Here is a 13137-nt window from a genome sequence, read left to right as displayed (position 1 = left end):
ACTCAAGAGACTGTGGTTCCAGCGCAGCCCCGAGCGGACGCACCAGGCGTGGCGGCAATGGGTGCAGCAAGCGCACGAGAGCGGAATCCAGGCCCTGCAGCGCTTCGCACGCCTGCTGGAGCCCTACCTGCCCGGCATCGTCTCGCGCTGCCGCCACCGGCTGAACACCAGCGTCGTCGAGGGCATTAACAACACGATCAAGGTCATCAAGCGTCGGGCCTATGGCTATCGCGACCAGGAATACTTCTTCCTCAAAATCCGCGCAGCCTTCCCCGGTAATGCTCGATGAACCTTTCTTTTCCGGGCCCTGCTGGGGAGGGGATTCCCTTGCCCGGTACCTGGCTAGGCGGGTCCGGGCGCCTTGCCCGGGTTCAGGATGTTGTCCGGGTCGAACGTTCGCTTGATGCCGGCCATCAGTCCCAGTGCCACGGGGTCCAGTTCCCGGCTGATATAGGGTCGCTTCACCAGCCCGATGCCGTGTTCGCCCGAGAGCGTCCCGCCTAGCGACAACACCAGGGTGAAGACGCCGTCCAGGCAGCGCTCGGCCGCCGCGAGTTCCGCCGGGTCATCCGGGTTGACCAGCAGGTTTACATGGATGTTGCCATTGCCGGCATGGCCGAAGTTTACGATCTTGATGGCGTGTTCCGTGGCCAGCCGGTCGAGCCCGGCAATTAGGTCGGGAATGCGCGAGACCGGCACGACCACGTCTTCGTTGATCTTTTTCGGCGCCACCGTGCGTAACGCCGGTGACAGGGCCTTGCGCACGGCCCAGAGCGCCTGGGCCTCTTCCGGGGTGTCGGCGCTGAGGGTCTGCACGCAGCCTTCGCCCTCGGCCGCGCGCCGGATGCCGGCAGTGGTGGCCTCGATGCCGGCCTCGGTGCCATCGGTCTCGATCATTAGGATCGCGCCGGCAGCGGCGGGCAGGGGGCAATCCGGCGCGTAGGCGCGGATCATCGTGATCGCGGAATGGTCCATGAACTCCAGCGCCGACGGGACCTCGGCGCGCGCCATCAGCCGGGACACGGCCCGGGCCGCGGCGCCGACGTCACGGTAGACCGCCTGGATCAGCCGAGTCGCCTCCGGCTTGGGTGTCAGGCGCAACGTGGCCTCGGTGAGCACGGCCAGGGTCCCTTCGGATCCGATCAGCAGGCGGGTGAGGTCGTAGCCCACCACGCCCTTGGTGGTATGGACGCCGGTGCGGAATGCCTCGCCGGTTCCGGCCACGCCGGACAGGCCCAGGGTGTTGTCACGCGGGGTGCCATACTTGACGGCGTGCGGGCCGGCAGAGTTATAGGCGAGATTCCCTCCGAGCGTGCAATAGGCGCTACTGGTGGGGTCCGGCGGCCAGAAGAAGCCCGTGGCGCCTGCCGCCTGCTGGATCTCGCCGTTGGTGGCACCCGGCTCCGCGATCAGCCAGCGATTGTCCGGATCCACCTCCAGGATGCGGTTCATGTGCTCGAATGACACCACCAGCCCGCCATGGTCCGGGACCGCGGCACCGGTGGTGCCCGTGCCGCGTCCGCGGCTGGTCAGGGCCACGCCGAGGCGCCGGCAAAGGCGCACCAGCTCGCGCACCATATCGGCGTCCCGTGGGAAGGCGACGGCGTCCGGCACCGCATGCAGCTTCGAGTTGTCGGCACCGTAGGTCCAGCAGTCCGCGGGATCGAGCAGACGATCGCCGGGCGCCAGGAGCTGTTCCAGTTCGCGAGCAAGAGGGGTCATCGGTGGGCGCTCACGGGGTGGATGCCTGGATGGCGTCCTGCAGCCACTCGATCCGGTCCTGGCCATCCAGGGTCATCACATCAAAGCGGACCGGGCCGTTCCAGGCGCTTTCCTGCAGATAGGCCTCGGCCACCCGCAACAGGCGTTCACGCTTGCGCCGGTCGATGCTCTCTGCGCCGCCACCAAAGCCCGGGTGGCTGCGCTTGCGTACTTCCACCAGCACCAGGGTATCGTCCTCGAGTGCGACCAGGTCGAGCTCGCCGTAAGGCCGGCGGACGTTACGCGCACGGATCTGCAGCCCGTGTGCCTCCAGGTAGTCCGCGGCTCGCTTCTCGGCGGCCTGCCCCGAGGCACCCGGGCGAAACACTCAGGACCCTCCGGCGTGTACGTCGATGCGTCGGGGCTCGCCGCCCTCGAAGCGTGCCCAGGCCGGTTCTCTCACCCACTCGTGGTTGAAGGGGTTCAGGCTCCAGGTGCCAGCGCCGCCGGTTAGCTGATGATGGGGGGCGTTGCGAATCCCGTCCTGGCGCAGGCTCAGGCGCATCGCGTCCATGCCCAGGGCGACGAACCGGGGGAGTGCCTCGTCGCGCGCTTGTTCGTCGTTCGCCAGGGGGCTCACCCGGTCGAACAGCCGGGGGGTATCGGGGAACACGATCCCGTTAAGATCGGCGTCGCGATTGGCATCCGGGCGTCCGGAATAGACATGGGGCGTGGCCATCATCGGGAGCTGGCTAGCCCGGTGGAAATGGAGATGCGGCACGATGCGCCGAACTTGCGGCGCCGTGCCGGCAATGAAGATGTGGTCCACATCTGCGCGCACCTGAGGGTCGCCTTCCAGTTCCAGCCCGGTCCGGCGTGCCACATCGCGAATGCGCGCCTCGCTCTGCTGGATGCCGAGTGCGTTGCCAATGGTGGCGTTCAGCTCCCCGGCGCTGGGCTGGATGCGAATGACGTCTCGCGGGCGCCGGTCCTCGTCGGCCAATGCCGCCCGGAAGGCACTTGCCACGCGATCGCCGAAGGCCCCTTCCGGCAGGAGCACCAGCGGGTGATGCCAGCCGGCGCGGGCCGCCCGGTCGGCCACCGCACGGGCATCCTCTTCCGGATTCAAGGCCAGCGTTGTGAGTTCGCTGGGGGTCGAGACTTCCGTGCGGTTCAGCAGGATGGTCGGGAGGGTCTGATCGCTAGCGGCCACCTGGCTTACCGACTCACGCCGCAGCGGACCGATGATGCGCGCGACGCCGGAGTCCACGCCACGCCGGTACAGGGCGGCCGCGCCGTCCGGCTCGCCGCGCGTGTCGCGCACGATCAGCCGGCCGTTGCCGCCACCCTCCGCGTAGTAGGCGCGGGTGATTCCGTCGAGTATGGCGTTGCCCAGTGCGGCCAGGTCGCCCGACAGTGGCAGCAGCACCAGGGTGTCCCCAGGCGCGTCCGCGATCAGCGGGTGGCTGGCGACGAGTTCCGGCAGCAGGCTGTTGGCCGGATGCGCGGGATGGCGCTCGCGCCACAATCCGGCGGCCAGGTGCGCCTGTTCCTCGGTATCGGCGGCGCGCAGCAGTCGGAACAGGCTGACCCAGGCATCCCCATCCGGCGGGTGGTTGCCCACGATCCGGTCGCGCTGGGCCGGGCGCAGGGCTGCGAGCAGCCCCCATATGCGCTGCTGATTCTCGGCGTGTGTGTCGGGCTCCATGATCAGCAGGCGGTCCAGGCGCAGCCGGGTGTCCAGGGCCTGATACCATTGGCTCTCCTGTTCCAGCATCCGGGCGTGCAGGGCAAGCCCCTGGCGATAGACCTCCGGGGATCGCGTGGGGTCGTCCGGGTCGTCTGCACCCAGTCGTTCGCGGGCGAGCTCCCAATCCCGTTGCGCTGCTGCGAGTCGCGCCCCTAGAAGGCGGGCTTCCTGGGTGTCACGCGCGGCGTCGGGAAGCTCGGCCCACAGGGCTTCGGCCCGGTCCAGCTGGTCCGGCGTCGCGGGATCGAGCGCTAGCACGGCCTCGATGGCGCGGCGCACCAGGTCGGGCTCCGGCCGCGAGCGGGCCTCGCTCAGTAGCAGGCTGGCGCGTACCTCGGGAGGCAGTTCGGCCAGGTCCGGCCGGACCTCGGCGTCCGGGGTCGGCTCCGGATCCGGGCGCGGCGTGGCACAGCCCACCACGATGGCCGTGGCCAGCAGCAACAGGGCAAGACGGGACAGGGGCCGGGTATGCCCGGCGCGTTCGGGGATTCGGGTCACGATAGCGGTTCGTCAGCGAATGAGGAGTCAGTATTGAAAGCGCATCAGGCCGTGTCAACGAACTGGGGCACGTTGTGGGTGGTGGCTACCCCGATTGGTAATCTTGGAGATATGAGCCCGCGGGCGGGCGAGGTCCTCGGTCGGGTGCAGCGCATTGCGGCGGAGGATACGCGACACAGCGCCGGGCTGCTGGCGCATCTGGGCGTGCACACGCCGCTGGTCAGCCTGCACGAGCATAACGAGGCGGAGCGTATTCCCTCGCTGCTGGAGGCGCTGAGGGCGGGGGAGTCCGTCGCGCTGATTTCCGATGCCGGCACGCCGCTGGTGTCGGACCCGGGGTTTCGGCTGGTGAGGGCGGCGCGCGAGGCCGGGTTGGATGTGCGCGCCGTACCGGGTCCCAGTGCGCCTCTGGCGGCGCTGGCGGTTGCCGGGCTGCCGTCCGACCGCTTCTGCTTCGAGGGCTTCCTGCCGCATGCCGCCGGGGCGCGCCAGCGGCGGCTGGAGGCATTGCTGGTCCAGCCGGTCACTACCATCCTGTTCGAATCGTCGCATCGTGTTCGCGCGGCCGCCGCCAACCTGGCGCAGCTGGCACCCGGGCGGGAGGTCTTCCTGGCGCGGGAGTTGACCAAGCAGTTCGAGGAACACTATCGCGGCCCCGCCGGCGAACTGCCGGCCTGGCTGGATGCCGACAGCAACCGCACCCGCGGCGAGTTCGTGCTGATCCTGGGCCCGGCGCCCGCGCCCGACACGGGGGGCGAGGCCGACACGCCCCTGTCCGACGAGCACGAGCGCCTGCTCGCGGCACTGCTGCATGAACTCCCCCTCAAGCGCGCGGCCCGCCTGCTCTCCGATGCCACCGACCTCCCGCGTAACCGCGTCTACGCCCGCGCCCTGGCCCTCAAGGACGCGGACGGGTAGGGCTTCTCATTTGCCACGCAGCGCCCGAAGGCAGGAAGAAGGCCAAGGTCAAAAGCCATCGACGGGAAGGCGGGGCGGGCGGGAAGCAACTAATCGTGGGCGGGGGTGGTTGGGTGCTTGCCGTATCGCTCGAATAATGCTGTTAGTGGCCGAGCTCAGTTTTCTTCCGGTCTCTCGGGTTTTCTGTACATCGCTTTTGCCTTCTTCGTGCCTTCGTGCGCTTCGCGGCCAGCAAGGCCCGTGCCGGCCAAGCCCTTGCGGAGTCTTGCGTTCGCGCGCGCGGCGGCGTACAAGGAGCGCGGGAGTCGGCCAGGCAGTCGCTGCATCCTCGGATGTGGAGGAAAGTCCGGGCTCCATAGGGCAGGACGCCAGGTAACGCCTGGGCGGCGCGAGCCGACGGAAAGTGCCGCAGAAAATATACCGCCGATGGTCCGGTTCGCCGGGTACAGGTAAGGGTGAAATGGTGCGGTAAGAGCGCACCGCGCGACTGGTAACAGTTCGTGGCAGGGTAAACCCCGTCCGGAGCAAGGCCAAATAGGGGTGCATGGTGTGGCCCGCATCGCACCCGGGTAGGCTGCTCGAGGCGTCCGGTGACGGACGTCCCAGATGAATGACTGTCCTCGACAGAACCCGGCTTACGGCCGGCTCCCACTTTTTCCCACGATCAAGCCCCCGCGGCCGCCCCGGTCTGCGCGTGCACGGCTGTGTGTGCGGCAAACTTGTAAGGTGATGCATTAAGTTTGAGCCTCAACGCGAGGCTTTTAATACCCTTCTCCCCGCTCTTTCGTCCGCCTCGGGGTGGGTGCGCTAAGTCTCTGTGATTCAACGCTTATTTTTCGTTTTTCGGGGTCGATTTTCTTGACTCTGGAGGATGCCCGTACCTATAGTGTCGGAAAGTGGGTCAAAGTGGGGAAAGGTGGGTAACCACCGTTATCAGCGATGTTTCGAGGCGTTAGCCAGCTCAATCTGGATGCGAAGGGCCGCCTGGCCATGCCGGCGCGGTATCGCGACGACCTCGCTGCGAGCTGCAACAGTCAGCTGGTGATCACGGTTGATCCCTCCCGCTGCCTGCTCTTGTACCCGTTCCCCGAGTGGGAGCGCATTGAGCAGAACCTGATGTCCCGCCCCAACATGAATCCCAAGGTGCGCAATCTGCAGCGCCTGCTGGTGGGCCATGCCACCGAGTGCGAGCTGGACGGCAGCGGCCGCCTGTTGCTGCCTCCGCCCCTGCGTCAGTACGCCGGCCTGGAAAAGCGGGTGGTGCTGCTGGGCCAGGGCAAGAAGTTCGAGATCTGGGGCGAGGCCGCCTGGGAGGAGACCTGCGCCCAGGTGCTGGGGGGTGACGTGGATGATGAAGCGCTCGAGTCCATCGCGTTGTGACGGACATGGAAGCCGTCTCCCACATCCCGGTGCTGCGCGACGCGGTGCTGGAGGGCCTGGCCGTGCGCGCTGACGGCTTTTACGTCGATGGCACCTTCGGCCGCGGTGGACACAGCCGGGCGATCCTGGATCGCCTGGGCCCGGACGGCCGGCTGCTGGCCATGGATCGCGATCCGGAGGCCGCCACGGCGGCCGCCTCGTTTGCCGATGATCCGCGTTTTGCCTTCGAGGCCGCGCCGTTCTCGACCATGGCCGCCACGCTGGAACGGCGTTCGCCGGACCGGGGTCCGGACGGCGTCTTTCTGGACCTGGGCGTGTCCTCGCCCCAGCTGGATACGCCCGAGCGCGGATTCAGTTTTCAGCACGACGGCCCGCTGGACATGCGCATGGATCCGAACAGCGGCGAGAGCGCGGCGGAGTGGCTGGCGCGGGCCGACGAGACCGAGATCGCGAATGTGATCTATCAATACGGCGAGGAGCGCCACTCGCGGCGCATTGCCCGGGCCATTGTGGCTGCACGCACCGAGGCACCGCTTAGCCGCACCGGCGAACTGGCCGAGATCGTTCGCCGTGCGGTCCCGAAACGCGAGCCCGGAAAGCACCCGGCCACTCGAACCTTCCAGGCGCTGCGCATCTTCGTGAACGCAGAGCTGTCCGAGCTGGAGCAGTGGCTGGCGACGATCCCCGATGTGCTCCCGCCTGGTGCGCGGCTGGTGGTGATCAGCTTCCATTCACTGGAAGACCGACTGGTAAAGCAGGCCCTGCGCAAGCCGGTGTCCAGCGTGCGCCTGCCGCGCGGCCTTCCGGTGATGCCGGAGGAGCCGGAGCGCAAGCTGCGCCCGGTCGGCAAGCCGATCCATGCCGATCGCGAGGAGCAGCGCATCAATCCGCGTTCGCGCTCGGCCGTGCTGCGTGTCGGGGAGCGACTCTGATGGTTGCGCGCGGGCTCCTGGCGGTGGCGCTGGCAACCGGGGTGTTTGCCTCGGCGGTTGGGGTGGTGGCGGCCAAGCATGAGTCGCGCCAGGCCTTTATCGACCAGCAGCAGGCATTGAGCCAGCGCGATGTCCTGAATCTCGAGTGGACGCAGTTGCAGATCGAGCAATCGACCTGGGCGACCCAGGGCCGGGTCGAGGAGCAGGCGCGCGAGCGTCTCGACATGATTCAGCCCGATTCGGATCGCATCGTGGTGATCGGGGGTAGCTCGTGGGCGCGCTGAAGCGGCAGATCAGTGGTGGCCGTCTGAAGGTCGTGATCGCCGTGTTCGCCGTCGCGAGCGCCGCGTTGCTGTTGCGCGCCGTCGATCTGCAGGTCCTGGAGCGCGACTTCCTGACCAAGCAGGGCGAGCAGCGCCAGGTGCGCACCCTGACCGAGTCCGCGAACCGCGGCATGATTACCGACCGTCACGGCGAACCCCTGGCCATTTCGGCCCCGGTGCAGACCGCCTGGGCCAACCCGCAGGACTTGATGGGCCAGCGCGAGCGCTGGCCGGATTTGGCCGCGGCGTTGGAGGTGGAGCCGGACTGGCTGGCGGAGCGTATCGAGGCGCGTGCCTCGCGCGAATTCATCTACCTGCGCCGCCAAATGTTGCCGGATCAGGCCGAGCGCGTAGCGGCCCTGCGCATCCAGGGCGTCGGCCTGACCCGCGAATTCCGGCGTTATTACCCGCATGGCGAGGCCACCTCGCATGTGCTGGGCTATACCAATATCGACGATCAGGGCCAGGAGGGCGTGGAACTGGCCTTTGACCAGTGGTTGTCCGGTCATCCGGGCGCCAAGCGGGTGCTGCGCGACCGTTATGGCCGCAGCATCCGTGATGTCGCCAGTATCCGCCCCGCGCGTGACGGCAACACCCTGGCCCTGACCCTGGATCAGCGCCTGCAATATCTGGCGTACCGCGAACTGAAGACCGCGGTCGCCGAACACAATGCCCGTGGCGGCTCCGCTGTCCTTCTGGACGCCCGCAGCGGCGAGATCCTGGCGCTGGTCAATCAGCCCGGATTCAACCCGAACAATCGCGGTGCTATCCGTTCCGATCGCGCCCGCAACCGGGCCATCACCGATACCCTGGAGCCCGGTTCGGTGATGAAGCCGTTCACCGTGGCGGCCGCCCTGGATGCCGGGGTGGTGGACGTCAACGCCACCCTGGAGACCGGCCCGGGCACCATGCGGGTGGGGCGCCTGACCGTGCGCGACCTGCGCGACTACGGGACGATCGACCTCACCACCCTGATCGCCCGTTCGAGCAATGTCGGGGCCACACAGCTGGCTTTGGATACCCCCGCGGATCGTTTCTGGAAGACCCTGCATCAGGCGGGCTTCGGGCAGGCGCTGGGTACCCATTTCCCGGGCGAGGCCACGGGGCGTCTGCGCGATTTCACCACCTGGCGCGAGGTCGAACAGGCCACGCTCGGTTATGGCTACGGGCTGTCGCTGTCGCCGTTGCAGATGGCGGCCTCCTACACCGCCTTTGCCAATGACGGCGAGCGGGTGCCGGTGCGTCTGGTGCGCACCGCCGACGATCTGCGCGAGTCGGCGCAGGTGATGACTCCGCGTACTGCCCGCCAGGTGCTGGCAATGATGGAACATGTGATCGGTACCGAGGGCACCGCGCGCCAGGCGGCGATCGACGGTTATCGCGTGGCCGGCAAGACCGGTACCAGCCGCAAGAGCGGTCCGGGCGGTTATACCGAGGACCGCTATTTTTCGAGTTTCGTCGGCCTGGCCCCGGCCTCCGATCCGCGTTTTGTCATGGCCGTGGTGATCGACGAGCCGGATGCCGGCGTCTACTACGGTGGGGCGGTCGCGGCGCCGGTGTTCCGTAATGTCGTCGGTTCGGCCCTGCGCATGTTCAACGTGCGCCCGGACGCGATGCCGGAGGTCCCCATGCGCCTGGCCGCGGATCACGAGGGGACGCCATGATGGCCGCCCGTGATACCCGAGGCGGGGCGGGACCGGTGCTGGGCGATTTGTTGCCGGCCGATCTCCTGCGCCCCGACCTGGCGGACTTGCCGGTCGCCGACCTGGTTCAGGATAGCCGCCGGGTCGCGCCCGGCACCGCCTTTGTGGCCCTGGCCGGCACGCACGGCCATGGGCTGGCGCATGCGGCCGATGCCGTGGCACGGGGTGCCGGCGTGATCCTGTGGGACGAGGCCGGAACCCCGGAAACATTCCCTGCTGTGCCGATGCTCCATGTGCCGGGCCTGCGGGAACGGCTGCCGCAGATGGCGCGCGGATTGTTCGGTAGCTGGCCGGAGGCGGCCCCGCTGGTGGCGGTAACCGGTACCGACGGCAAGACCTCGGTCACGCACCTGATCGCGTTGGCCCTGGAGACCCTGGGTCGGCCCACCGGTCTGATCGGCACGCTCGGCGTCGGGCGACCGGGCCACCTGGTGGATACCGGACACACGACGCCGGGTGTGCTGGATCTGCATCGCCACCTGGCCGAGCTGGCCGCGGCCGGTTGTGGTGCCGTGACGCTGGAGGCCTCCTCGCACGGTTTGGCACAAGGGCGCCTCGCCGGAGCCCCGATCAGCGTCGGGGTGCTCACCCGACTGAGCTCCGATCACCTCGATTTCCACGGTAGTCAGGAGGCGTATGCGGCAGCCAAGGCGCGGCTGTTTGTCTGGCCTGGCCTGCAAACGGCGGTCCTGAATATCGATGATGCCTTTGGACGCCAGGTCGTGGAGCATCTGCCGGCGGGCGTTCAGGCCCTGACCTACAGTGCCCTGGGGGCACCCGCCGATCTGCGCGCCCGAGACGTAGAGGCCACGGCCGAAGGGCTGCGTTTCACCCTCGAGGCCGACGGCCGGGCCTATCCGGTTCGTTCCACCCTGTTCGGCCTGTTTCAGGTCGGCAATCTGCTGGCGACCCTCGCCACCCTGCAGGGCCTCGGGGTAGAGCGCGAGGAGGCGATCGCGGCAGTCGCCGAACTCCCCGGCGTGCCCGGCCGCATGGAGCGCTTCCCGCTCGCTAACGGGGCCTTGGCGGTGGTCGATTACGCACATACCACCCAGGCCCTGGAGGCTGCATTGCAGGCGCTTCGACCCCATGTACGCGGGCGCCTTAGCGTGGTGTTCGGCTGCGGCGGCGACCGCGATCGAGGCAAGCGCCCGGCAATGGGCCAGGTGGCCTGCCGCGAGGCCGACGTGATTTTCGTGACCGATGACAACCCGCGCGGAGAAGACCCGGCCGAGATCCGCGCCGAGATCCTTGCCGGCTGCGCCGATTCCGCCGAATGCCACGAGATTGGCGATCGCGCAACGGCGATTGCCAGTGCGCTGGCCGAGGCCGTTGCCGGCGATGTGGTGCTGGTGGCCGGTAAGGGTCACGAGACGACCCAGGAGATCCGCGGTCAGCGCTATCCGTTCAGCGACCGCGAACAGGTGCAGGCCCGGGCGTGCCGGCACCCGCAGGACAGGCGTGGCCAGGACCGCGCGATCAGGGGGGAGGGACAATGATTCGAATGACCAGCCAGGAACTGGCCGAGGCGGTCCATGGGCGCCTGCAAGGGGCCCCCGACATGGCCTTCGAGGGCGTGTTTACGGACACTCGCGAGCCGTGCCCGGGCGCGCTGTTCATCGCGTTGAAGGGGCCGAATTTCGATGCCCACGCACAGGTCGGCGCCGACCTGCCGGCGGCCGTGCTGCTGGTGGAACGGGCGCTCGATGTGCCACAGCCGCAGATCATCGTCGCCGATACCCGCGAGGCCCTGAGCCGCCTGGGCCGCCATTGGCGGCGCCAGAGCCGCGCGCGGGTGATTGCCCTGACCGGCTCCAATGGCAAGACCACCACCAAGGAGATGCTCCGTTGCATCCTTGAGGGGGTGGGGTCGGTGCATGCCACCGCGGGCAACCTGAATAACGAGATCGGCGCGCCGCTGACATTGCTGGCGATGCCCTGTGACGTCGACTACGCGGTCATCGAACTGGGCGCGAATCATGCCGGTGAGATCGGGCGCATGGCGCGCTGGGTCGAACCGCAGGTCGCCATGATCACCAATGCCGGTCGCGCCCATCTCGAGGGCTTCGGCAGCCTGGAGGGCGTCGCCCATGCCAAGGCCGAGATCTACTCCGGTCTCCCGGCCCAGGGCGGCACCGCGGTCATCAATCTGGATGATCCGTTTGCCGACTACTGGCTGTCCCTGAACGAGCATCACCACTGCCAGCGCTTCTCGCTGGAGGGTGGCGGCGAGGTGGAAGGCATGTGGCAGGCCCCGGACCGGCTGCGTCTGTCCATCCTCGGCGCCGTCCGCGATCTGCGCCTGGCCGGCCCCGGTCGCCACGTCGCAGCCAATGCCGTGGCGGCCGCGGCCGCGGCGAACGCGGTCGGTATCGGGATTGACCGAATCGTCGACGGGCTCACCCGCTGGAAGCCGGTGCGCGGCCGTCTGCAGGAGCTGTGGCACGTCAGCGGCGCGCGGATTTGGGACGACAGCTACAACGCCAATCCGGACTCGCTGCGGGCCGGGCTCGAGGTGCTGGCCGCGATGCCCGGTCGGCGCATCCTGGTGCTGGGTGCCATGGGTGAACTGGGCGCCGCCACGCCGGCGTTGCACCGGGAAACCGGGCACCTGGCCCGCGCGGTGGGTATCGAACACTGCCTGGCGCTGGGCGATGCCGCGCGCGACAGCGCCGAGGGCTTTGGCGACGGCGGCGAGTGGTTTGCCGACCACGCCGCGCTGCGCTCGCGCCTGGAGGACCTCCTGGGGGAGGGCACCACGGTCCTGGTAAAGGGCTCGCGCAGCCAGCACATGGAACAGATCATCGAGGGGCTGGACCTGGCCTCGTCAGCGCCGGAGGTGGCGAATGCTGTTCGCGCTGACTGAATACCTGAGCCTGTTCTATTCCGGCTTCACGGTCTTTCAGTACCTGACCGTTCGCGCCATCCTCGGGGTGGTTACCGCACTGGCGATCGCGCTGTTGATCGGGCCGGCGATGATCCGCCGCCTGACGGTCGGCAATGTCGGCCAGCAGATCCGCGATGACGGTCCCGAGTCGCACCTGACCAAGGCCGGCACGCCGACCATGGGTGGTGCCCTGATTCTGGTGGCGGTGGCGGCGGCGACCCTGCTGTGGAGCGATCTGACCAACCGCTTCGTCTGGCTCGTGCTGCTGACCACCCTGGCGTTCGGCGCCGTGGGCGGCTGGGATGACTACCTCAAGCTGCGCTATGGCAACAGCAAGGGCCTCTCGGCGCGCGCCAAGCTCCTGTGGCAGACGCTGTTCGCCCTGATCGCCGCGGGGGTGATCATGTACACCGCGCAGGGGCCGGTGGAGACGACCTTCTACCTGCCGGTGTTCAAGGACATCCAGTTCAGCCTGGGCTGGCTGTTCATCCCGCTGGTCTGGCTGGTGGTCGTGGGGTCCTCCAATGCCGTGAACCTGACCGATGGGCTGGATGGCCTGGCGATCATGCCGGCGGTGCTGGTGGCCGGTGCCCTGGGCGTGTTCGCCTACGCGGCGGGCCATGCGGTATTCGCCGACTATCTCGGTATTCCGGCGGTACCCGGCGTGGGCGAGGTGGTGATCTTTACCTCCGCCCTGGTCGGCGCCGGGCTGGGATTCCTGTGGTTCAACACCTACCCGGCGCAGGTCTTCATGGGCGACGTCGGGGCGCTCGCGCTGGGCGCGGCCCTGGGCATGCTGGCGATCATCACCCGTCAGGAGATCGTGTTGCTGATCATGGGTGGCATCTTCGTGCTGGAGACGCTTTCGGTGATGCTCCAGGTCGCCTCTTTCAAGCTCACTGGGCGGCGGATCTTCCGCATGGCGCCGCTGCACCACCACTTCGAACTCAAGGGCTGGCCGGAGCCGCGCGTGATCGTGCGTTTCTGGATCCTGACCGTGGTGTTCGTTCTCATCGGTCTCGCGACCCTGAAGGTGCGCTGATCC

Annotated in this window: 12 protein-coding genes and 1 other RNA gene; 10 read left to right on the top strand and 3 right to left on the bottom strand. The window is 68.2% G+C overall.

Going from position 1 to position 13137, the window contains the following annotated elements:
* The coding region (locus D573_RS0112880) for a transposase (protein ID WP_018939206.1) at positions 1-289 on the top strand (289 nt) is incomplete at its 5' end.
* 53 nt (positions 290-342) lie between these two features.
* Here D573_RS0112880 and D573_RS0112875 read toward each other — a convergent pair.
* The 3 genes from D573_RS0112875 to D573_RS0112865 are packed head-to-tail and all read right to left on the bottom strand — an operon-like array spanning position 343 to position 3949.
* Positions 343-1722: an FAD-binding oxidoreductase gene (locus tag D573_RS0112875; protein ID WP_018939013.1), complete on the bottom strand. Its 1380-nt coding sequence runs from the start codon at positions 1720-1722 to the stop codon at positions 343-345.
* 10 nt (positions 1723-1732) lie between these two features.
* Positions 1733-2089, bottom strand: a complete 357-nt coding sequence (locus D573_RS0112870) for a YraN family protein (RefSeq protein WP_018144478.1) — start codon at positions 2087-2089, stop codon at positions 1733-1735.
* Entirely contained in the window at positions 2090-3949 is a 1860-nt protein-coding gene (locus D573_RS0112865) for a penicillin-binding protein activator (RefSeq protein ID WP_018939014.1), read from the bottom strand.
* Positions 3950-4030: 81 nt separating this feature from the next.
* Here D573_RS0112865 and rsmI point away from each other — a divergent pair, with 81 nt between their 5' ends.
* From rsmI to mraY, 9 genes are all read left to right on the top strand, one after another.
* Entirely contained in the window at positions 4031-4867 is an 837-nt protein-coding gene (rsmI, locus tag D573_RS0112860; protein ID WP_081618767.1) for a 16S rRNA (cytidine(1402)-2'-O)-methyltransferase, read from the top strand.
* Positions 4868-5168: 301 nt separating this feature from the next.
* Positions 5169-5520, top strand: an RNA gene (gene rnpB / locus D573_RS13970) — RNase P RNA component class A.
* A 286-nt stretch (positions 5521-5806) separates the two neighbouring features.
* Positions 5807-6247: a division/cell wall cluster transcriptional repressor MraZ gene (mraZ, locus tag D573_RS0112855; protein WP_018144475.1), complete on the top strand. Its 441-nt coding sequence runs from the start codon at positions 5807-5809 to the stop codon at positions 6245-6247.
* A gap of 5 nt (positions 6248-6252) precedes the next feature.
* A complete protein-coding gene (gene rsmH, locus D573_RS0112850; RefSeq protein ID WP_018168235.1) occupies positions 6253-7179 on the top strand; it encodes a 16S rRNA (cytosine(1402)-N(4))-methyltransferase RsmH in 927 nt (308 codons plus the stop codon).
* Positions 7179-7463, top strand: coding sequence for a cell division protein FtsL (gene ftsL / locus D573_RS0112845; RefSeq protein ID WP_018168234.1), 285 nt, complete (start codon positions 7179-7181; stop codon positions 7461-7463). Before rsmH ends, ftsL begins: the two co-directional genes overlap by 1 nt.
* Entirely contained in the window at positions 7451-9166 is a 1716-nt protein-coding gene (locus tag D573_RS0112840) for a penicillin-binding protein 2 (protein ID WP_018939016.1), read from the top strand. Before ftsL ends, D573_RS0112840 begins: the two co-directional genes overlap by 13 nt.
* Complete coding sequence (locus tag D573_RS0112835; protein WP_018939017.1) at positions 9163-10704, top strand: UDP-N-acetylmuramoyl-L-alanyl-D-glutamate--2,6-diaminopimelate ligase; 1542 nt, start codon at positions 9163-9165, stop codon at positions 10702-10704. The genes D573_RS0112840 and D573_RS0112835 overlap by 4 nt, the downstream gene beginning before the upstream one ends.
* Positions 10701-12071, top strand: coding sequence for a UDP-N-acetylmuramoyl-tripeptide--D-alanyl-D-alanine ligase (gene murF, locus D573_RS0112830; RefSeq protein WP_026288007.1), 1371 nt, complete (start codon positions 10701-10703; stop codon positions 12069-12071). The genes D573_RS0112835 and murF overlap by 4 nt, the downstream gene beginning before the upstream one ends.
* Positions 12052-13134 carry a phospho-N-acetylmuramoyl-pentapeptide-transferase gene (mraY, locus tag D573_RS0112825; RefSeq protein WP_018939214.1) on the top strand — a complete coding sequence of 361 codons (1083 nt, stop codon included), beginning with the start codon at positions 12052-12054 and terminating at the stop codon, positions 13132-13134. Before murF ends, mraY begins: the two co-directional genes overlap by 20 nt.
* Positions 13135-13137: the final 3 nt, after the last annotated feature.

Origin of the sequence: Thioalkalivibrio sp. AKL9 (assembly GCF_000377825.1) — a bacterium.
In the GTDB taxonomy this organism is placed as follows: domain Bacteria; phylum Pseudomonadota; class Gammaproteobacteria; order Ectothiorhodospirales; family Ectothiorhodospiraceae; genus Thioalkalivibrio; species Thioalkalivibrio versutus.
Note: the sequence above shows the minus strand (reverse complement) of the source record. Positions and strands in the feature narration are given on the sequence as shown.

What these genes read in the sequence shown, in the direction of transcription:
- D573_RS0112875 (WP_018939013.1), bottom strand. Translation starts at nt 1,722, where the DNA reads ATGACCCCTCTTGCTCGCGAACTGGAACAGCTCCTGGCGCCCGGCGAT.
- ftsL (WP_018168234.1), top strand. Translation starts at nt 7,179, where the DNA reads ATGGTTGCGCGCGGGCTCCTGGCGGTGGCGCTGGCAACCGGGGTGTTT.
- mraY (WP_018939214.1), top strand. Translation starts at nt 12,052, where the DNA reads ATGCTGTTCGCGCTGACTGAATACCTGAGCCTGTTCTATTCCGGCTTC.
- rsmH (WP_018168235.1), top strand. Translation starts at nt 6,253, where the DNA reads ATGGAAGCCGTCTCCCACATCCCGGTGCTGCGCGACGCGGTGCTGGAG.
- D573_RS0112835 (WP_018939017.1), top strand. Translation starts at nt 9,163, where the DNA reads ATGATGGCCGCCCGTGATACCCGAGGCGGGGCGGGACCGGTGCTGGGC.
- murF (WP_026288007.1), top strand. Translation starts at nt 10,701, where the DNA reads ATGATTCGAATGACCAGCCAGGAACTGGCCGAGGCGGTCCATGGGCGC.
- mraZ (WP_018144475.1), top strand. Translation starts at nt 5,807, where the DNA reads ATGTTTCGAGGCGTTAGCCAGCTCAATCTGGATGCGAAGGGCCGCCTG.